This is a genomic window from Teredinibacter waterburyi, assembly GCF_001922985.1.
In the GTDB taxonomy this organism is placed as follows: Bacteria; Pseudomonadota; Gammaproteobacteria; order Pseudomonadales; family Cellvibrionaceae; genus Teredinibacter; species Teredinibacter waterburyi.
This window is the reverse complement of the sequence record NZ_MRUH01000169.1, coordinates 58,811-78,577: the sequence shown is the minus strand read 5'-3', so window position 1 is coordinate 78,577 and position 19,767 is coordinate 58,811. Positions and strand designations below refer to the sequence as shown.

The following is a 19,767-nucleotide window of genomic DNA, read 5'->3' as shown; positions in this document are numbered from 1 at the left end:
CAATTTATAGGGGCCTTCAATTTGTGTATACCTTCAACTAATAAGTACTCTGGCTAAATTCCTAGGATGAAATCGAGAAAGAAACTCACGAGAAACGGTAATCTGGCTTCGCGAATACAAATTGGCCAGTACTTATAACGCGCTCACGGAAGCCTCCCTCGCAGTAACACAGATAGAATTCCCACATACGACAAAATACATCGTCGAAACCCTGAGTTTTTACCTGCTCTAGTTCACTAAAAAAGGCTTCTCGCCAAAGGCGAAGCGTGCGCGCGTAGTGAGCGGTAATATCTTGCAGGTCAATAATGTGCATATCGGTATGACGGCTGACGCAGCTAGCAATAACTTCATTCGACGGTAGGCACCCCCCAGGGAAGATATAGCGCTGAATAAAATCTACCGATTGCTTTGCTTGTTGATAGCGCTGATCACTAATCGTGATTGCCTGAATCGCCATCAAACCACCCGCTTTTAATAGCTGACTACAACGACTGAAATAATCTGCATAGTATTCATGACCAACCGCTTCAATCATTTCTACCGACACTAACTTGTCGTATTGGCCGCGAAGGTCTCGATAGTCTTCAAGCAACACCGTCACCTGGTTTTGCAAGCCAAGCTCGTCGACGCGCTGCTGCGCATAATCATGCTGCTCTTTCGAGATGGTAGTGGTGGTAACCTTACACCCGTAATTTTTCGCAGCATACACCGCCAAACCGCCCCAGCCGGTGCCGATTTCCAGTAGATGATCGCTATCCGTAAGCTGTAACTTTTGACACAGCAACTCCAGTTTGTGCAGAGAACCCTCCTCCAAAGTCGACGTTTTTTCGGGAAAAACCGCCGACGAGTACATCATTGTTTTATCTAAAAACAACTTAAAGAAGTCATTACCAAGATCATAGTGGGCGGAAATATTTTTGCGTGAACCAAACCGAGAATTCTCATTAAAACTGTGAAGAATTTTCGCCATAAAGCGACTAATCCAAGGCCGTTCATTATCCATCTTATCGAGTATTTTGGCGTTCGCGACCCAGAGTTGAATCACGTTCAACAGATCTGGTGATGTCCAAGCTCCGCGCATATAGGCTTCACCGGATCCAATACTGCCATGAAAAAAAACATCTCTATAGGCGCTATATTGATGCACCTGAATATGCGCAATAATCTCAGCTTTTTCGGCTGGCTCGCCAAACCGATAGACTTCACCGTTATCTTCAATTGTTAGGTGGCCGCGCTGCAAACGCTTACACACAGCTAGCACGGCTTTTTTGGCTAGTTTATCCAGCCAAGAGAAATCACGTTTATCTTGAATTTTCACATTGGCAATACTTGCAGATTCCACTACGACCAGTCCTCTTTTTCTACGTTAGCAATGTTTACGTGGCAGGGGCGTGCGGTGTAATTAACAACTGCATCAACGCCAAACTTTTCCATTAAAAATAAACCACTCTTCTAAAATAAAATTTAGCCTAACGTTTCTAAACACCACGGCTGCCGTTAGGGTGGCTGTAGATAGGTACTTTTTTTAACCACAGCTTTAATGCTTGCCAATAGATGGCTGCGAATACTTTTAGCGTCATTAGCGGGTAGGTTAAAATCGCACGGCTTAAATTTTTGCCATTTAGTTCTAAGCGCCGCAAACTTAATGTTGCATCAAAAATAGCAGCGCCATCTTTACTAATATTTTTCATGTGAACGCCCAGCGTCTTCTCTGGCGTGTTGCTGCGCCAATCGTATTCCAACGCCATTTCATGAAAGGGTGATACATGCATCTGCTTGTCAAAACTTATACGCTGCACCGATTTGTCTGGATCACAACGTAGTATGTAGGCATGACGCTCGCGCCAAGGCGTATTGGTTACCTCTAGCAGCATCGCTTGAAGTTGCTGTTCGGCGTCGTAACAGTAGTAGATAGAAATTGGATTAATTATAAACCCATAGTATCGACAGTTGGTTAACAGCCTAACAGGGCCGTCCAGTTTCAAATCCAAGCTCTGATTCACTGCAGCTAAGACCTCATCCTTTAGTGGTTGGCTAGCGTCTCCAAAGTAGTCTGAACGACTGAATCTCGCCAATCGAAAAGGATCCCGCCAAAAACGTTTTGAGGACCACAAGAGGCTTTTGCTGCAAACATCGTCGACCTCATCTAAATCTAAATACATCATAAACACCTGATAACTAAACCTGTGTTTACGGGGGCTAACACGGCGATGCCGTACCATGCCGGTGTAAATCGCGCTGGCTAGCTCCATTCTGCACCCAGCGCCTTGGCGACACGAATACCGCTGCTACAACCATCTTCATGAAAACCGTTCTGCCAGTAAGCACCGCAGAACCACGTTTTGTTCACCCCGTTTATCTCCTGCCAACGCGCTTGCGCGGCAATTGCCTTAAGTGAAAAAACAGGGTGGGCGTAATTAAATTCAGCAATGATTTTCTTTTGATCGATTAGCTCGCGCGCATTCAAGGTAACGACGAAGGTGGTATCAGATTCGATTCCCTGCAGAATATTCATGTTGTAACTTAGCGCTGGTGGTTTATCTGAGTCTTTACCTAGGTGGTAATTCCAGCTCGACCACGCGGTTTTTTCCTGCGGTAATATTGCGCTGTCGGCATGTAAAATGACTTCGTTATTACGATAGGGAATTGCGCCAAGAATATCCTGCTCTTGTTCGCTAGGGTCTGCCAATAACGCCAAAGCCTGATCGCTATGGCACGCAAATATTACCTGATCAAATTCCTGCGCACGCCCATCAACGAAAGTTATAACCACGTTCTGGTCTTGTCGCTGTACACCTTTGATTTTTGAATTCAATTGAATCCGGTCTACAAAGGGAGCGCTTAACGGCTTGAGATAAGCCCGTGAACCACCTTTAAGTACACGCCACTGGGGACGATTGTTAACACTGAGTAAACCGTGATTTTTAAAAAAGCGAACAAAGAACAACAGCGGAAATTGCAACATAGACTCGAGGGTTGCCGACCATATCGCGCTGCCCATGGGCACTAAATAGTGGCTGGCAAATAATTCGCTGTAGCCATTGGCCTTTAGATATTCACCCAATGTCATCGACTCGTTTAGCTGACCCGACTCGAGATCGCGAATCGCTTCTTTGTTGAATCGCATAATATTCAACAGCATACGCATGTACGGAATATTGACGATATTGCGGCGCTGGGCAAAAAGACTATTGAGATTATTGCCGCCATATTCCAAGCCTGTATTGCGACAGCTAACACTAAAACTCATTTCGGTTGGTTGGTTTTTCACTCCAAGGCGATCCAACAGTTTTATGAAGTTAGGGTAGGTCCAATCGTTGTAGACAATAAATCCAGTATCGATTGCGTAATCCCTGCCGTCATAATTGACATCGACGGTTGCAGTGTGACCACCAATTCTGTCAGCCGCTTCAAACAGGTGAATATCACATGATTTATGTAGTAAGTAGGCGCTAGTCAATCCCGATATGCCTGTTCCAATTACAGCTACTTTCAAAATGGTGTCCCTATTGATTGATTTGAATAGAATTCACATAGCGGTAAATGTTGCCGCTTATTCGCTATGAACTATTGTTTACCCTTACATTAATTTTCGACTAATCCCCGGCTGCATCGGCAACCACCGAGGGCCGCATTAACCGCAACCAGATACGCGGAAAACTTCGCCCAAACCACAACAATAAACTTAACGGCAGTGGAAATGCATAGCTGCGCTGACGCTTTTCAAGCGCCGCCAACATCTTTACCGCAGCTTTTTCTGGCGGCCACAGGAAGGGCATCGAAAAATCATTGCGTTGTGTCAATGGCGTATCAACAAAACCCGGCTTGAGTAGCGTCACATCGACATTTAACAATTGTAGATCGACCCGCATTGATTCCAGAAAATAATGCAGCGCGGCTTTTGATGCACCGTATGCCTGGGTGCGCGGGAAAGGCGCGCCCACAGCCTGAGAACCGACACCGACGATGTGCGGTTTAGGTGCGGCAAGTAGTAAACCCCACACCGCTTCCAGCGTGTTAACAGCACCAATAAAGTTTACCTGAGACACCCGACCAATCATGCTCCAGTCCGGTTTATGCACATTAAAATATTCACAGGTTCCAGCGTTGAGAATAACCCGGTCAATAGACGAATATCGCTGCTCTAGGCTTGCCCGAATATTTGAAACTTGTTCGCGCTGGCTCACATCAAATTCAAAAATATGGATATTGCTGAACCCTTCCACCAAATCGCGTAAAGCTTCCATATTGCGGGCGCTGGCAATCACGGTATTGCCAGCCTCAGCTAAACGCAGAGCAAGCTCTCGACCTAAGCCGGAACTCGCACCGGTCACCCAAATTGTTTCACCTTTAATTGTCATGCATTACTCACCGGCGGTAACCCGAACGCTAAACCGCAATTTTCTAGATTTATTACTGACCTTTTTTCACAAGATTTTTCCGCAACCAACGTGTTGCACCGCCAATCACCGGCACATGCTCGTACAACATAGCGCCCATATCATAGACGTCTTCATGGTAATGAATACGGTCGCAAAATTTTATTTGCGACATGCCACGCACGGTAATCAAACGGCTACCGAGACGAGGGTGGACAAAATGCATATTCCATTTGATATAAGCACTATCTAGCCCAATCACCTGATCGAGATACTCAAAGCGGCCCTCACTAACCCCTGTGCAAATGTCGCTCATATAAGCATGCAAGCAGTGTGTCCCGCGCAGGCAGTGGACAGGATCTTTAAATACCACATCCGGGTGATAGAGCGACTCGATATCGTCGAGCGGCAGCTGGCGGATATCGGCGTAGAAGCGCTTAAAACGCTCTACCAGCTGAGTGCCAACAATCTGCGGTTGTGCTGTAGACATGGTGTATTTACTCTTGTGCTTGAACGATGTTATTGATTAAACGATGCCGTCGGTTAAATGATGCTATTAACGAAGCGTCCTAAAGCTCTGGTAAGCTTCGTGATTAAAGTTCTCAAAGCCTTTAGCTCAGGTCTGGTCTGGTCTGGTCTGGCAAACGTTTAAAAACAGGTATTTAGGCTTGTATACGGCGCGGAGTAAAACTGAGATTACCCAGCGTGTGCCTGAACTACCAAGCGCTTGTTTTAATTGAACAATTCACAGCCCAATTGAAATACCTAAAAGGCGCCCCCTGCTACAGATTATAGGGCTCGATTGATAAAACATTTTTACACACAGTCATCCAAGCCTACCCAGCGCTGCGTACAATGGTTCGAAACGATAAAACTAAGGCCTAAAACCGTGACGACTACTGCCGTAACCAAGACGCCACAGCAACATACGGATGACCTTCTGTTGGTTGCCAACGACCGCGATCGTGACGCTTTTAGTCGTCTTTTTGATCACTACATGCCGCTGTTGCGTGCTTTTACCCTGTCTGCCCACCCCGGCTCGGCAATTTTGGCGGATGAAGTAGCGCAAGAAGTGATGATCAAAGTATGGCGCAAAGCACACACCTACAAACCCGAATTTGCGTCGGCGAGTACTTGGATTTTCACCTTGGCGCGTAATGCTCGCATCGACTACCTGCGCAAAAATAGCCGCCACCAATCGGATATTGACCCGGAATATTTGTGGAGCGAAATACCCGCCGAAGACGGCGACCCGTTTCAGGCCGCACTGCAAAAGCGCTCCGCCGACGTGGTTCAAGCGGGCATGAGCCAACTGCCCGACGATCAACGGCTAGCGTTAAAGAAGGTCTATCTAGAAGGCAAAACCCACAAAGAAGTCGCAGAAGAACTGCAGCTTCCACTTGGCACAGTAAAATCACGCGTGCGCTTAGCTTTGAAAAAGCTCGCCGTCAGTATTAAGAGGTAGCAGCCCATGTTAAATCATCACCCTATGCCAGAAGTATTGGCCGATTACGCGTCGGGAAGCCTCAGCTTAAGCCACGCACTCTGTGTCGCCGCTCACCTCGAGCACTGCGCTCACTGTCGACAAATGTCGGATACACTCGTGCATGTCGGCGCCCAGCTTTTTGAAAGCCAGTCGCTGCAACTTCACGGTGATAGTATTGACGAGGGGCTCAAGCAAAAGGTATTTAGCATGCTCGACGACGAAACTCTTCAACTCGACTCTGCACCCGTATCCATATCAGATCAGCCCGCGAGCAAACCGACCAGCAACGGCAAGGCTTACAAGGTGCCGCGCTGCTTGAGCCAGTTTATTAAAGGCAGCTTCGATTCCCTGGAGTGGGTGCGCGTCTCGCCATCCATTAAAATTGCGACGCTCTGTCGCGATAAAGACGGCTCGCAAGTTGCGCTTAGCCGCGTTCAGCCCGGCGGTAAAATGCCTCATCACGCCCACACCGGAGATGAGCTAACCTTGGTACTTGAAGGTAGTTTTTCTGATGTCGATGGCATTTATCGCAAAGGCGACTTTATTTTGCGTAACAGCGGCGACCGCCACAAGCCGGTGGTGACCAAAGACGCCGAATGCATTTGTTTGATGGTGTTAGACGCGCCGATTCAATTCACAGGGTTCTTTACCCGCTGGCTTAATCCCATACTGCGCCACAACCACGCATTTGGCTAACAGCGGTTAACACACAAAGAGCAGCATCCATGACTGGCAGCACAACTCACTCAACCAATACAACAGCAGCATTGCCTATTAAAGTCGGGGTAAGTAGTTGCCTGATGGGCGAGGCCGTGCGCTTCGACGGCGGCCATAAACGCCAAATTTTTCTTGAGCGGGTATTGAGCCAATACTTCGAATTTAAAACCTTTTGCCCAGAAATGAGCATCGGCTTGGGCGTGCCGCGCCAAACGATTCGTATCGTCAACGCGGGTAACAACCCCCTAGATCCTATTCAGCGGGTGGTCGGCACGCGCGATAGCACCCTTGATGTCACCGAGAAGTTGAGCGACAGCGCCGATCAACAGCAGGAGTGGGTGGCGGATTTGTGCGGTTATATTTTAAAGAAAGATTCCCCCAGCTGCGGCATGGAAAGAGTAAAGGTGTACACCAATGGCCAGCCCAGCCGCACCGGTGTAGGGCTATTCGCGCAACAACTGATGCGCAACAACCCCAACCTGCCGGTAGAAGAAGAAGGTCGCTTACACGACCGTCCACTGCGCGAAAACTTTATCGAACGCGTTTACGTGATGCATCGCTGGAAGCAGATGTTGGCAGACGGACTTACGCCAAAAGCGCTGGTAGATTTTCATCGCCGTCACAAGTTTAATTTGATGTCTCGACACCAAGATTACTACCGTAAACTCGGCCAGATGATCGCCAACATACCCCGCAACGATCTCGATAACTTCGCGGCTGAATACCTTGCCGCGCTTATGCAGTGCTTACGCAAACAAGCGACTCGCCGCAACCATATCAATGTATTGCAACATATACAGGGCTATCTCAAGCGCGATATCGACAGCGTCGATAAACACGAGATCAACGAAGCCTTGGCGAAGTGCCGCAACGAGGGCCTGCCGCTTACCGTTCCCATGACACTCCTCCGTCATCACTTTCGCAAAAACCCGAATGACTATATCGGCGAGTCCTACTACTTCGCGCCCTACCCCGACGAACTGCAATACCTTTAATACGACTCGAGCACTAAGCCTATGAATCTAATGTGGTTTCGCGCGGATTTTCGCCTGCAAGATAACCCCGCGCTGCACCACGCGATGTCCGACGGGCCGACCCTAGCGATATTCTTTATTACCGCTCAGCAATGGCGCCAGCACAAGATGTCTGCCGCCAAGCAATCGCTACTGCTACGCCAGCTGCAAAGTCTAGCGGAACAACTCGCGCAAATTAACGTGCCGCTCCATATCCTCAACTGCGACACCTTTGCGGCGCTGCCCTACGCCATGGCCGAATTCGCGCAGCAATGCCAGATAAGCCAGGTTTTTTGTAATACAGAATACGAAGTGAATGAAGCGGCCTGTGAAACCGAGGTACGACGAACACTGCAGTCGCTCGATATTAGCCTGCAGAGCTTTCACGACCAGTGCGCCATAGCGCCAGGCAAAATCAAAACGTTAACGGGTGAAGACTACAAGGTTTTCACCCCCTTTAAGCGCGCTTGGCTAAAAGCCTTTGAACACAGTGCTAGGCCTTGCTGGCCAAAGCCAAAAGCACAACGGCCACTCGTCCAAAACGCCAAGGATAATTTCGCATCAGACCTTCGCGCACTTACCGCACATCGTGCTTTATTAGGCAAATCAACTTTAGACAAACCAGCACTAGAAACCTCAACGCGCAGCCATTCAGAAGCCCATTGGCAAACATTGTGGCCCGCGGGGGAAGACGAAGCGCAAGCGCGCTTGAAGCGTTTTTGCGAGCAGTCCATCGACACCTACCATCAGTATCGCGATATCCCCAGTCTCGAAGGCACTAGCGCACTTTCGCCTTATCTTGCGCTGGGCATAATTAGCGCGCGGCAGTGCATCGACGCCAGCGCGCACTTTGGCGCACTGCAGCAAGATAGCCAACAACTGGGCGCCAGCACTTGGCTCAATGAACTTATATGGCGCGACTTTTATCGACACGTGATGGTCGCCCACCCCCATATCTGTAAATTTAAGCCGTTTAAATCCGCTACAGACCAGCTCCCCTGGCGTCACGACCCCAAACACTTTCAGGCCTGGTGCGAGGGTGCGACCGGCTACCCACTGGTGGATGCCGCTATGCGCCAGCTGGCGCAAACCGGCTGGATGCACAACCGCTTGCGAATGGTTGTCGCCATGTTTTTATGCAAGCACCTCTTTATTGACTGGCGCCTCGGCGAAGCCTATTTTATGGAGCAGCTCGTCGATGGTGACTTGGCATCAAACAATGGTGGCTGGCAGTGGAGCGCTTCAACCGGTGTCGACGCCGTTCCCTACTTCCGCATCTTCAACCCCACTCGACAATCACAGCGCTTCGACCCAGATGGCACCTTCATTCGACGCTACCTAGCAGAGCTTGCTGAGCTCGATAACAAGTCAATTCACCAGCCCAACAGCTTTCAAGCGGCGCAATGTAACTACCCTCTGCCAATCGTCGACCATGCCAGCGCCGTAGCCCAAACCAAGAGTTGGTTTAAAGCCCTTACCTAAAAGCCGGCGTCAGCGAACGGCGGCGCCCCACTCCACCTGAAGTTTAATATTCGAAGGCTTTTGAGGAGCGTCTATACTTCAGGCATCTCACCCCTTAGAACAGCTGTGCGAAACTCGATGCCCTATAGCAATCTTCATAATTTAGACCCGCTAACACGATTTGTTTCGCGATTTACGCAAAACAAAGTGCACTTAGCCGCGCGCCTAGCATGGCTATATTTAGCCGTTGCGCTGCCGATGCTTGGCTTCGCTATCGTCTATGTCGACCATCTCAACAACCAACGCGCTCACCAACAACAGCGCACCACCGTACACGACCAACTCGGGATCGTCCGCGCCAAGCTTGAGGGCGCTATCAACACCAATCTGCAAACGGTTCAGGGGCTTGCCGCCCTGATAAACGCCCAGCCTAATATGGATCAGACGACCTTCGAATTGGTTGCCGCACAGATGGTGACAGAGAAAACACAACTGCGAAACTTGGGCTTCGCCCCCGATTTAGTTATTCGCTACGTTTACCCCTTAAAGGGCAATGAGTCGGCAATTGGCTTAGATTATTTACAACAACCCGTACAGCGCGCCGCCGCCATAGCCGCTCGAGACTCCGGAAACATTACCGTGGCTGGGCCGCTAATATTAAAGCAGGGCGGCTCCGGGATAATTGGGCGAATACCAGTGTTTAGCCAAAGCCCCGATGGCACAAAGCCGGAACGCTTCTGGGGCCTGCTGTCGGCTGTTATTGATGTTGATAAGTTATACCGTTTTGTCGGCCTCTCAGACATCGACGCCATCTTAAATATCGCCATTCAAGGACGCGACGGCAGCGGCGAGCAAGGCGAAGTGTTTTATGGTGATAGCCGATTGCTAGAAGCTGAGACAGTGTCTATGCCGGTACAGCTTCCCAATGGCTATTGGATGCTTTACGCCGAACCCAGCCAAGGCTGGCAGGTAATCGCAAATAACGCCTGGCCATTACGGATTATATGTACCCTAATCGCCCTGCTTATTTTGCTACCAACATACACAGTACTGCGCCTTTTACTCGCGCGCAAAGACAAGGACACACTACTACAAAGCCTATTCGAGCTAGCCCCAATTGGCATTGCGCTGGCCGATTTCAAAAGTGGGCAAGTTGTCGATGCCAACAAAAGTTTGCTCACTACAGCGGGCTATAGCCGCAACGAAATTGGCAGCCTAACCGTAAACTCGTTATTTACATCCGAGTTCACTGAAAGTAACAACACCCAAATAGATTCGCTGCAGCAGCGAGGCATCATTGATCGCTACGAAACAACAACGAAAAATAAAGACGGCTCCATATCACCGGCCATCTTTAGCGCTATGAGAATTACCAGTACCAATGGCCGCGAATTTGTCTGGCTGATTATCGAAGATATTTCCACCCGCAAACAAATCGATAAAGCGCTTACCGAGAGCCAAGACCACCTTGAACTCATTATTGAAAGTACTGGCGTGGGCACTTGGGACTGGAACCTGCTAACCGGCGCCGTAAATATTAACAAGCGCTGGGCCGAAATAGCCGGATATACCCTCGACGAACTCCAACCCTTAAGCATCGAGACCTGGATAAACCTCGCCCATCCCGATGACACCAAAATGGTGGAACACAATTTACAACAGCATTGGGCCAGCAAAGCCGTTCAGTACACCAGCGAAGCACGACTGCGCCACAAAGATGGCTACTGGGTTTGGGTACGGGATGTTGGCAAGGTTGTTGAGTGGCTCGATAACGGCAAACCCTTACGGATGGTGGGCACCCACACAGATATCACCCGCCAAAAATTAGCGGCACAGCAATTAGAACGCTCCCAAAAAGAAATGCAAAGCTTCTTTGATTTGTCGCCCACATTAATGGGTATTACCAATACTGATGGCGATCTGAAGAAGGCCAATAAGTCGTTTATGCGGGTTCTCGGCTACTCAGAGGACGAACTTCTGCGCAGCAATATTCAAGATTTGGTACACCCAGATGACCGCTTAGGTGCTCAAGACGCACTGGGTAAATTAGTTGGCGGCGTAAAGGTTTCAGGTTTACGCAGTCGCCTGCGCTGTCAAGATGGCAGCTATCACTATTTTGCTTGGTACATAACCCCGGACCCAAGCAGCGATAAAATCTACGCAACTGCACTCGACATCTCGGCCGAGAAAGCCAAAGAATCACAACTGCAACGGCAGCGTAACCTCATGGAGTCAATGAGCCGGCTCGCCCGCATTGGCGCATGGGAATACATTATCGCAACCCAAGAGCTAACATGGTCGCCAATGACTCGAGAAATTCACGAAGTCGACGACGACTACCAACCCAGCGTTGAAGACGGCTTACATTTTTACAACGAAGGCCATAATCGCACCCAAATAGAAAAGGCGTTTGAAGCGGCTGTAACCACCGGAGCCCCTTGGGATTTAGAGCTAGAAATTACCACAGCCAAGGGCCGTAATCGCTGGGTTAATGCCGCTGGGCAACCGGAATTTGAACACGGAAAATGCGTACGTTTGTACGGCTCAATTCAAGATATTGACGAACAAAAATCCGCTGAATTCGCCAATATCGAGGCGAAAGAATTAGCCGAGTCTGGGGCGCGCGCAAAGAGCGAATTTCTAGCGATGATGAGCCACGAAATTCGCACGCCGCTAAACGGCATTATTGGCATGATCAACCTTCTGCAGCGCAGCAAACTCGACGGCGAGCAGGAACGTAAAGTCGGCATCGCGCGGCGCAGCTCCGAAAACCTGTTACATATTATTAACGACATTCTCGATTACTCTAAAATCGACGAGGGTAAGCTTTCGCTTGAAGAGGTCGATTTTGACCTTATTGCCGTGCTCGAAAGCTTTGTTGAACCCATGGCAATTCGGGCCCACGAAAAAGGTGTGGAACTATCGCTAGATCACCTCGACATAGCCACCACATTGGTTCGCGGCGACCCAGGTCGACTCCAGCAACTGCTCAATAACCTTGTCGGAAATGCTATCAAATTTACCGCCGAAGGCTCGATCATGATCAAGTGCGATCTTTTATTGATTGAACAGGGCTACACGTTTACCTGCTCTGTTATCGATACAGGAATTGGTATCCCCAGCGAAAAAATTAGCAAACTATTCAGCCCCTTCACCCAGGTAGATGCCTCGACGACACGTCAGTTTGGCGGTACGGGGCTGGGCTTAGCCATATGCAAACGTTTGTGCAGCCTAATGAAAGGTGGAATTACCGTAACTAGCGAGTACGGACAAGGTAGCCGTTTCGACTTTAGTATTAATTTAAATAATCCACGCAACAATCAAACCGCTAAACCGCGCTTCGATTTAAATGAACAGTCGATGTTATGGGTCGGCGCCGCAACTAATCAGCGCGCCATATGCGCGCGTATTTTCCGCTTATGGGGCGGCTCCCTAACCGTCGTGGACGACAGTACAGCGGCTATCGAACTTATCGAATCAAACAAAACTAGCCAGCCGTTTTACTGGATACTCGTCGATGCTCACTGTCCACATGAAGCACTCAAGCAAATTCCCGACTATTTTTGCGCTAAAGGCAACTCGACTAACACCCCCATTTTGATAACCATGACCGACACAAACGTCGAGCTCGATTTTGAACAACTCGGCTTTGATGCCTGTGGTCACTTCCCAGGGACACTCGACAACCTAAGTCGCCTTTTCGCGCGCGCTCAACTAAAAGCAAAATCTTTCTGCTCCACTACCAATGTCGTTCAAACGCCATTTCATCACGAAAAAATGTCTAACAAACTGTCAAAGTTCAACGGTGAGAGAATTTTATTAGTTGAAGACAACCCAGTTAATCAGGAAGTCGGTCGTCTTTTATTGACGGAGCTAAACGTCATTGTGGATATTGCCGGTAACGGTATCGAGGCCCTAGCGGCTCTTAAGGCGAATCAAGGCGTCGATGCCTATAGGCTCGTTATTATTGACTGCCAAATGCCGGAGATGGATGGTTACGCTGCTACCCGTGCGATCCGCAGCGCCGCCGCCGGGCCAGAGTATAGTGCCATTCCTATTATCGCCATGACCGCCAACGTTATGGCGGGGGATCGCGAAAAGTGTATCGCTGCGGGCATGGACGATTACATTAGTAAGCCAGTCAACGTCACCCTCCTTCACAAGGCACTCAGCCAATGGCTGTCAACGACGAACAGGTCACCTGAAGACACACAACGTAACGAGTCTTCTGGCAGCGCCAGCTCAGATACAAGCGACACTGCACTAAGCACAAGCAACGGCGCAAATACCCCTAACACCAATGATCACAGTTCCGCCACGGCTTCACACACCCACCTATTAGCGGCTGCAGTTAATGCCGCATTGTGGAATGAAGAGGCCGCCCTAGCACGTCTTAAAAACCGCCCAGAGCGTCTGCAGTTACTGCTCAATAGCTTCCTAAAACATTTACCAGAATCTATCGAAAAGCTCGAAAAAGCGGTCGATCAAACCGACATCACCACGATTAAAGATGTCGTCCACGCACTTAAGGGAAGTAGCGGGCATTTAGAAGCTAGCCGTTTATACCAATACTGCAAACTCGTCGAACATTGTGCCGAAGATGACGATAATATCGACGCCGTAATCGCCAACACTCGCGCCTTACAGGACTGCGCCACAGACTTGCAAACCCACTTATGTAATTACCTTAATCGATGATGTATATAGATACACAACACCGCCACAGACGCGACCGCTATTTCGGCTCGACGCTACTGCCAATCGCATTAGCCTGTGTAGTGTTTAGCGGCTGTGCTAAATCGACTCAGCCAGTGGATAAAGTCCCACAAGCGGAAACCAGAAATGACAACAGCGCTCACAACGACGTTAAAGGTGTGGCCAAATCGGTAACACAAATACCAATTACAACGAGCTCGACCTCAGTTAAAAATTCGGCGTCTGCAGCGCAAAACACACCCTCCATGAAGCCTTTCGTATTGCCCTTCGATGATGCCAGCGCTGGCATTACCCACATCGGTGAAAAGCTAAACCATACACCAGCAGGCAAGTATGGCGCGCTAACATCCCGCAACGGACACTTTTACCTTGGCGAGCACCGACAAAAGTTTTGGGGCGTAAATATCACCTCTAGCTCCGCGTTCCCCAGCCGAGAACTCGCCCCTAAAATCGCCGCAAGATTAGCGAAATTCGGCGTAAACATTGTTCGCTTCCATCACCTCGAAAGCAGTTGGGGAAGCACCAGTCTCACCGGCGCTAGCGGCAAAGGCGGCGGCTTGTCGGGTTCAATCGACGCCGATGCGCTGGATCTACTAGATTACTTTATTGCAGAGCTTAAAAAGGTAGGCATCTACAGCAACCTTAATTTACAAACTGCGCGGGTATATACCGCTAGCGATGGCTTACCTATAGAAATTGAACAGCTCGATTGGAAACAGCGCCACAGCCTAACCTACGTGCTACCGAAAATGCGCAGTCTTGAGAAGGATTACGCACGCGCACTGCTGACTCACATCAACCCCTACACCAAGCTCAGCTACGCCCAGGATCCCGCCGTCGCCATAGTCGAAATCAACAACGAAAACAGTCTATTACAGCACTACTTCGATGGCGGTATGGCACTCTGGCCGCAGCTATTTTCGCAGCAATTGCAAAAACAGTGGAATACTTGGCTAAGCACAAAATATCACGATACCAGCAGCTTGCGCTCGGCGTGGCAGAGCGAGTATCAAGATGCTGGTGCTGAGTTAGTTCACGATGGCCGTTTTATGCAAGGCATTCAACACTGGGTTTTGGAACAGCATCAGGATGCACAAGCTAGTGCTCATTCCGTAAACGAAGACGGACAGCAACATCTAAAGCTGCGTATTACCAAGGCCGGTAGAGAGTCTTGGCATGTCCAGCTAAATCAAACCAACCTACAGCTCGAGAAGAACAGCCTTTACACGCTAAGCTTTCGGGCGCGCTCGGCAACCCACTCTTATGTCGCTATTGGCCTACAACAAAACTACCCACCCTGGAACATGATCGCGCCAGGCGAATTTTTACTAGCACCTCAATGGCGCTCATTTAGCAAGACTTTTAGGGTTAGTAATGCCGAACGGCAAGCGCGCATTACAATTTCGCAGTTCGCAAAACAAAAAGGCCTAATCGAAATTTCAGACGTAAGTTTAGTACCAGGCGGCGTGATTGAAGAACTCGACCCGACAAAAACGTTAGAAGAGGCATCCATTCCCATTAATCAGCTACAAGGTCAATACGACCAACAACGCAGCCACGATTGGATGGCCTTTTTGCGAGATCTAGATGAAAGCTATTGGGCCGACATGCACAGCTTTCTAGTAGATGAGTTAAAGATTACAGGCTTAGCCTATGGCACCATCGCCGCGTTAAGTACACCATCAATACAGCAACGCTTTGGTTTTATCGATGGCCACGACTACTGGCGTCATCCCTCTTTTCCAGCGAGTGGATGGAGCAACGACAACTGGACGGTGAGCAACGACGCAATGGTCAATGCGCTCGACAACACACTGTTCAGTTTGTCATTTCAGCGTGTTGCCGGCTTGCCATTTACGGTTAGCGAATATAATCATCCCTACCCAAACTCCTATGCAGCCGAGGGCCCGCTGTTAATTGCAGCCTACGCCTCATTCCAAGATTGGGACGGTATCTATTATTTTGACTACGGCGCAGGCCGACACAACAATTGGGATGTGGCAATGGTCGACAACTTTTTTAACATTAGCCAGCACCCGAGCGTGATGGCTAACTTCGCCGTGGCAGCCAATATTTTTCGACGCGGCGACGCCAAGGTTGCCCAACAACAACTCAAGCTCAACTTCACCAAAGAGGTCGAACTAGATATTTTGTCCTCCAGAAGTCACGCTTGGAATATTAGTAGCGGTACCCATTTACAACCCCCTCACGCGCTCCCCTTTGAACACGCCGTCGCGCTTGACTTGGGGCCAAACCCGCAAGGCGTAGCGCGGCTCGATCGCAAATCAAAAAGTCTGCTCGCCGTTTCGGATACAAAAGAATTAAGCTGGGATGTACGCCCCATCGCCGGAGGTGTTGTTACTTTGGATTCCAACAAAACCTGTATGGCTACGGGCTTTATCGACCAGCAAAAATTTGCCTGCGACGACATTAAACTCTACATGCAAGACACTAGGTTAGGCTGGGCAACCGTGGCCATCACCGCTCAGCACGGCAGCTTAAAAAATCTCGATAAAGGGGCGTCTATTTTGGTAGTGGCCAGCGGCGAGATGAACAATAGCAAAATGCTATGGAAAGATGAGCGTCGCAATACACTTCTGCGTGCCCCTCAAACAGATCAGTCGAGCAGTAGCATTTGGGGAGAGGCACCCACCTTAGTCGAAATGCCGCAATTTGAACTCGTTTTACCGGTTGTAAGTGAACGCCTGCAAGCTTGGGCCCTCGACGAAAGCGGCCAGCGAGCAGCGCGTCTAGAGGTGTCTGACGATGGTCATAACAGCTACGTTAAAACCTCACCAAGCTCAGCTAGCCTATGGTACGAACTGGAGGTTTTGCCGGTTAACTAGCAGCGGAGCCGGTGCGGTTCAATTCGCGGTCCCGCATGTATTGTTCATAGGTTTTATTTGCCGCGCGTTCACACTCGCGCTGTTCGTCGCGGTTAAGAATGTGTAAGCATTCGTTCATGCGGTTCTGGTAGAAGCTCTCGTAAGTTCCTCTCGCACTGCAGCCGCTGAAAAGTACCACCAACGCCAAGCCCGCAAGCCAACCACATCGAGTAGGGCGAACACTGCAAGTGTCGCCAAACAAAGCACCCTTGTTATCCTTAAAACGTGTCATAACTATTACCATTATTTATGATTGAAGTTGATGTTCCTGTAGTGACGTTGCAAACACGCTCACGCCTCATCTCTCACACGATTCCAACCTCAGTAGGTTGTCGAAATCTAACGCCAGTGTTTTTTTCAATTTCACTCAATATCGATTGCAGCACAGCTAGTGGCGTGCTATTTAAGCGATTCAAATCGTTACCGCAGAAACCTTACCGTCTCTGCAAAACGGCTACCTTCTATTCCTATTCTATCTTCAGGATTGACACCGAATGACCGAATCCGTTCCTCCCTCCAGAGTCGACGCCAACCCAGAGGCGCACTTACCGACAATAGCGACTAATCTGCCAAGCTCGCTGCTGGAGCTACTACACATTTTAATCCGCAGCCCGAGTGTCGTCGGTGCAGAACACTCGTTCTTTCGAGTCTTACAGCGGGAACTTGAAGAGCGCGGCGCGCAGGTAACCTGGTACGAAGGCTTGCTGGTGGCTCAGGGTAACAAGCCCGACAGCTTAATGTTCTCGGCACACATCGACCGTCATGGTCTGGTCTGCACTGGGCCAAATGAATTTCAATATGCGGCCTTCGTTGCCGGCGCTCGTTCCGACCTACTCGGCAATTCTGTCGACGAACAGCTTATGAAAAAAATTGTAAACCGCTTCTCTCAAGAGCGTGTCTACGCCTACGAACCTTGGTCTGGCGCTTATCGCGGTAGCGGCACCATCACCAGTGCTCACGTTTGCGAATATCGCAACAACCTTATTTTCGAACTGGAAAATATGAGCCACTTGGTTGCCGGAACGCCGGTAGCCTTTGTCGACAAGCTAAAGGTGACCGACCAAGCACTGGTTGGTCAACTCGACAACGTGCTGACTGCAGCAATTTTGGTTTATATGTTTGAACAGGGCTTTGAAGGCACCGCTTTTTTTACCGCACAAGAAGAGGCCGGCAAAAGCTGGCGTTACCTATTGGAATGGTTTCGCCGTTTTGGTGGTTCGACAAATCAGTTATTAGTGGTCGATACCAGTCCCTATCCAAATTTTGAAGCCGCCTGTCAGCAAGACTTAGTACTGCGCAATCGCGATGCCAACGCTGTTTTTAATAGCGAGCTCACCGCGCGTTTGCGACAACTTTGCGAAGCCCGCGGCTGGCGCTACCAGTTTAAAGACGAATACGTGGTGCAACTCAATGCCGAGTTGTGCGCTAAAGGCGAGTCGCCACACAGTTTAGGCTCAACCGAGATGGGACGAATTATTGCGGCCTCAAATGGTTTAGTTGATGGCACCACATTGCAAATTCCAACATCCGGCTACCATACACTGTCAGAAACAGCTCCGTTGACGTCTGTTTCCGCATTTCTTGATCTGCTCCTCACCCTGATCAACACCACGCCTTCACAGGAATAGAACGCTCCATGATTCAAACACTTATTGTCGTCGATAACGAACAACAACTCGTCGAACACCCCAACTTTCGAGTCATTACCTTCGAGCAGTATCTTGCCGAGTACCCAAAACGTAACGAACCCAAGACCCGGGTGATTAACCTGTGTGATACCGAGCACTATCTCAGCCGCGGTTACTATTGTTCGCTTCTAGCAGAGGCGCGACAGCACCTAGCACTACCAAGTGTTGGAACCGTAAACTATCTTCGTGATCTAGCAGACGATACCAGCGTAAGCTTTAGTTATAGCCTGCCGCCAGAACTAATTGCTGGCCTCAGCAATAGTGAAGATGCGCACTGTCTGGTTTATTTTGGCTGGGCCGAAAATGAGGCTTGGAAAAAAATCGCACGCCAAGTGTTCGACAAGTTCCCATCACCGGTACTGCGCTTATCACTTGAGCATTGCGAACAGGGCTGGCGCTTAAGTGTCGCTCGGTTTGCCTACCAACAACTGGAGAACGACCAGCGTGAAGCCTTTTGGCAACGTCTCGACCGCTTTGCCGAAAAAGTGTGGACACGTCGCAGCACCAAGCAACGGCATCGCTGGGAACTCGCCATTTTAATAGACCCAGAAGAAGCGACACCACCCAGCGATAAGGATGCGATAAAGCGTTTTATTAAAGCTGCCTCAAAAGTGGGGATTCATGCGGAAACTATTACAGCGGCTCAAGCCGGTCAAATCAGCCAGTACGATGCGCTGTTTATTCGCGAAACGACATCGATCGACCATCACACCTATCGGCTAGCTCGCAAAGCCGAACAGGAAGGTTTAGTCGTTATCGACGACCCCACATCGATTTTGCGCTGCTGTAACAAAGTGTTCCTTCACGACGCCTTTAGTTACAACCAAGTGCCATCACTGAAAACACGCGTGGCCATTAACAGTGGCGAAACCGATCTGAATAATATTGAGGCCGAATTTAGCTACCCGCTGGTGATTAAACTACCGGAGGGATCCTTCTCTAAGGGCGTATACAAAGTAAAAGATCGCGAGGAACTAAAAGAAAAATTAGACGAGCTGTTTCAAGAAACGGCGCTGGTTCTGATTCAAGAATTTTATTTTACCGATTTCGATTGGCGTATCGGCGTGCTTAACGGCCGCGCAATTTATGCCTGCCGTTACCATATGGCGAAAAAGCATTGGCAAATTTACAACCACGGTGCAAAACGTCACAGCTCAGGAAATTTTGAAACACTTCCCACTTTTGAAGTTCCTCGAAATGTTTTGGATGCAGCGCTAAAAGCCTGTGCCATGATCGGGCGAGGACTTTACGGTGTTGACATCAAACAAAAGGATAACCACGTTTTCGTGATCGAGGTAAATGACAACCCCAGCATCGATCACAAAGTCGAAGATCTCTATCTAGGTAACGAACTTTACATGCTTATCATGCAGGAGTTTGCTAACCGTCTAGAGTTGCGTGGCCGCCACTAATTATTCTCCG

General features: G+C 49.4%; 14 protein-coding genes. 8 read left to right on the top strand and 6 right to left on the bottom strand.

The window, feature by feature from the left end; all coding sequences use genetic code 11:
* Positions 1-85: 85 nt before the first annotated feature.
* The 5 genes from IDZ20_RS15805 to IDZ20_RS15785 form a co-directional block, all read right to left on the bottom strand.
* Complete coding sequence (locus IDZ20_RS15805; RefSeq protein WP_223144996.1) at positions 86-1,351, bottom strand: class I SAM-dependent methyltransferase; 1,266 nt, start codon at positions 1,349-1,351, stop codon at positions 86-88.
* A 127-nt stretch (positions 1,352-1,478) separates the two neighbouring features.
* Complete coding sequence (locus IDZ20_RS15800; protein ID WP_188152418.1) at positions 1,479-2,252, bottom strand: DUF1365 domain-containing protein; 774 nt, start codon at positions 2,250-2,252, stop codon at positions 1,479-1,481.
* Positions 2,243-3,496 carry an NAD(P)/FAD-dependent oxidoreductase gene (locus tag IDZ20_RS15795; RefSeq protein ID WP_188152417.1) on the bottom strand — a complete coding sequence of 418 codons (1,254 nt, stop codon included), beginning with the start codon at positions 3,494-3,496 and terminating at the stop codon, positions 2,243-2,245. Before IDZ20_RS15795 ends, IDZ20_RS15800 begins: the two co-directional genes overlap by 10 nt.
* A 100-nt stretch (positions 3,497-3,596) precedes the next feature.
* Positions 3,597-4,361: an SDR family NAD(P)-dependent oxidoreductase gene (locus tag IDZ20_RS15790; RefSeq protein WP_188152416.1), complete on the bottom strand. Its 765-nt coding sequence runs from the start codon at positions 4,359-4,361 to the stop codon at positions 3,597-3,599.
* 52 nt (positions 4,362-4,413) lie between these two features.
* Positions 4,414-4,869, bottom strand: coding sequence for a nuclear transport factor 2 family protein (locus tag IDZ20_RS15785; RefSeq protein ID WP_188152415.1), 456 nt, complete (start codon positions 4,867-4,869; stop codon positions 4,414-4,416).
* Between the two features lie 399 nt (positions 4,870-5,268).
* On the opposite strand from IDZ20_RS15785, the gene IDZ20_RS15780 reads away from it, so the two are divergent.
* From IDZ20_RS15780 to IDZ20_RS15755, 6 genes are all read left to right on the top strand, one after another.
* Positions 5,269-5,844 carry a sigma-70 family RNA polymerase sigma factor gene (locus IDZ20_RS15780; RefSeq protein ID WP_245792369.1) on the top strand — a complete coding sequence of 192 codons (576 nt, stop codon included), beginning with the start codon at positions 5,269-5,271 and terminating at the stop codon, positions 5,842-5,844.
* Positions 5,845-5,850: 6 nt separating this feature from the next.
* A complete protein-coding gene (locus IDZ20_RS15775) occupies positions 5,851-6,561 on the top strand; it encodes a ChrR family anti-sigma-E factor (RefSeq protein WP_188152414.1) in 711 nt (236 codons plus the stop codon).
* Between the two features lie 29 nt (positions 6,562-6,590).
* Entirely contained in the window at positions 6,591-7,577 is a 987-nt protein-coding gene (locus tag IDZ20_RS15770) for a YbgA family protein (RefSeq protein ID WP_188152413.1), read from the top strand.
* Between the two features lie 21 nt (positions 7,578-7,598).
* Positions 7,599-9,077, top strand: a complete 1,479-nt coding sequence (locus IDZ20_RS15765) for a cryptochrome/photolyase family protein (protein WP_188152412.1) — start codon at positions 7,599-7,601, stop codon at positions 9,075-9,077.
* A 186-nt stretch (positions 9,078-9,263) separates the two neighbouring features.
* Positions 9,264-13,754, top strand: coding sequence for a PAS domain S-box protein (locus IDZ20_RS15760; protein WP_188152411.1), 4,491 nt, complete (start codon positions 9,264-9,266; stop codon positions 13,752-13,754).
* Positions 13,751-16,618 (top strand): carbohydrate binding domain-containing protein, encoded by a 2,868-nt coding sequence (locus IDZ20_RS15755; protein WP_188152410.1) that lies wholly within the window; start codon positions 13,751-13,753, stop codon positions 16,616-16,618. Before IDZ20_RS15760 ends, IDZ20_RS15755 begins: the two co-directional genes overlap by 4 nt.
* Here the strand turns inward: IDZ20_RS15755 and IDZ20_RS15750 are convergent.
* Entirely contained in the window at positions 16,611-16,889 is a 279-nt protein-coding gene (locus tag IDZ20_RS15750; RefSeq protein WP_188152409.1) for a hypothetical protein, read from the bottom strand. The two genes, IDZ20_RS15755 and IDZ20_RS15750, sit on opposite strands and share 8 nt — an antisense overlap.
* A 262-nt stretch (positions 16,890-17,151) precedes the next feature.
* Between IDZ20_RS15750 and IDZ20_RS15745 the strand changes: the two genes are divergently transcribed.
* Positions 17,152-18,285 carry a peptidase M42 gene (locus IDZ20_RS15745; protein WP_245792368.1) on the top strand — a complete coding sequence of 378 codons (1,134 nt, stop codon included), beginning with the start codon at positions 17,152-17,154 and terminating at the stop codon, positions 18,283-18,285.
* An 8-nt stretch (positions 18,286-18,293) separates the two neighbouring features.
* The gene (locus IDZ20_RS15740) at positions 18,294-19,757 is read left to right on the top strand and encodes a RimK family protein (RefSeq protein ID WP_188152408.1); all 1,464 of its coding nucleotides are present in this window, start codon (positions 18,294-18,296) and stop codon (positions 19,755-19,757) included.
* Positions 19,758-19,767 lie beyond the last annotated feature (10 nt).

Excerpts from the sequence above, each read along its gene's own strand:
- IDZ20_RS15790 (WP_188152416.1), bottom strand. The coding sequence starts at position 4,361 with ATGACAATTAAAGGTGAAACAATTTGGGTGACCGGTGCGAGTTCCGGC.
- IDZ20_RS15770 (WP_188152413.1), top strand. The coding sequence starts at position 6,591 with ATGACTGGCAGCACAACTCACTCAACCAATACAACAGCAGCATTGCCT.
- IDZ20_RS15775 (WP_188152414.1), top strand. The coding sequence starts at position 5,851 with ATGTTAAATCATCACCCTATGCCAGAAGTATTGGCCGATTACGCGTCG.
- IDZ20_RS15765 (WP_188152412.1), top strand. The coding sequence starts at position 7,599 with ATGAATCTAATGTGGTTTCGCGCGGATTTTCGCCTGCAAGATAACCCC.
- IDZ20_RS15800 (WP_188152418.1), bottom strand. The coding sequence starts at position 2,252 with ATGGAGCTAGCCAGCGCGATTTACACCGGCATGGTACGGCATCGCCGT.
- IDZ20_RS15750 (WP_188152409.1), bottom strand. The coding sequence starts at position 16,889 with ATGACACGTTTTAAGGATAACAAGGGTGCTTTGTTTGGCGACACTTGC.
- IDZ20_RS15755 (WP_188152410.1), top strand. The coding sequence starts at position 13,751 with ATGATGTATATAGATACACAACACCGCCACAGACGCGACCGCTATTTC.
- IDZ20_RS15740 (WP_188152408.1), top strand. The coding sequence starts at position 18,294 with ATGATTCAAACACTTATTGTCGTCGATAACGAACAACAACTCGTCGAA.
- IDZ20_RS15745 (WP_245792368.1), top strand. The coding sequence starts at position 17,152 with ATGACCGAATCCGTTCCTCCCTCCAGAGTCGACGCCAACCCAGAGGCG.
- IDZ20_RS15785 (WP_188152415.1), bottom strand. The coding sequence starts at position 4,869 with ATGTCTACAGCACAACCGCAGATTGTTGGCACTCAGCTGGTAGAGCGT.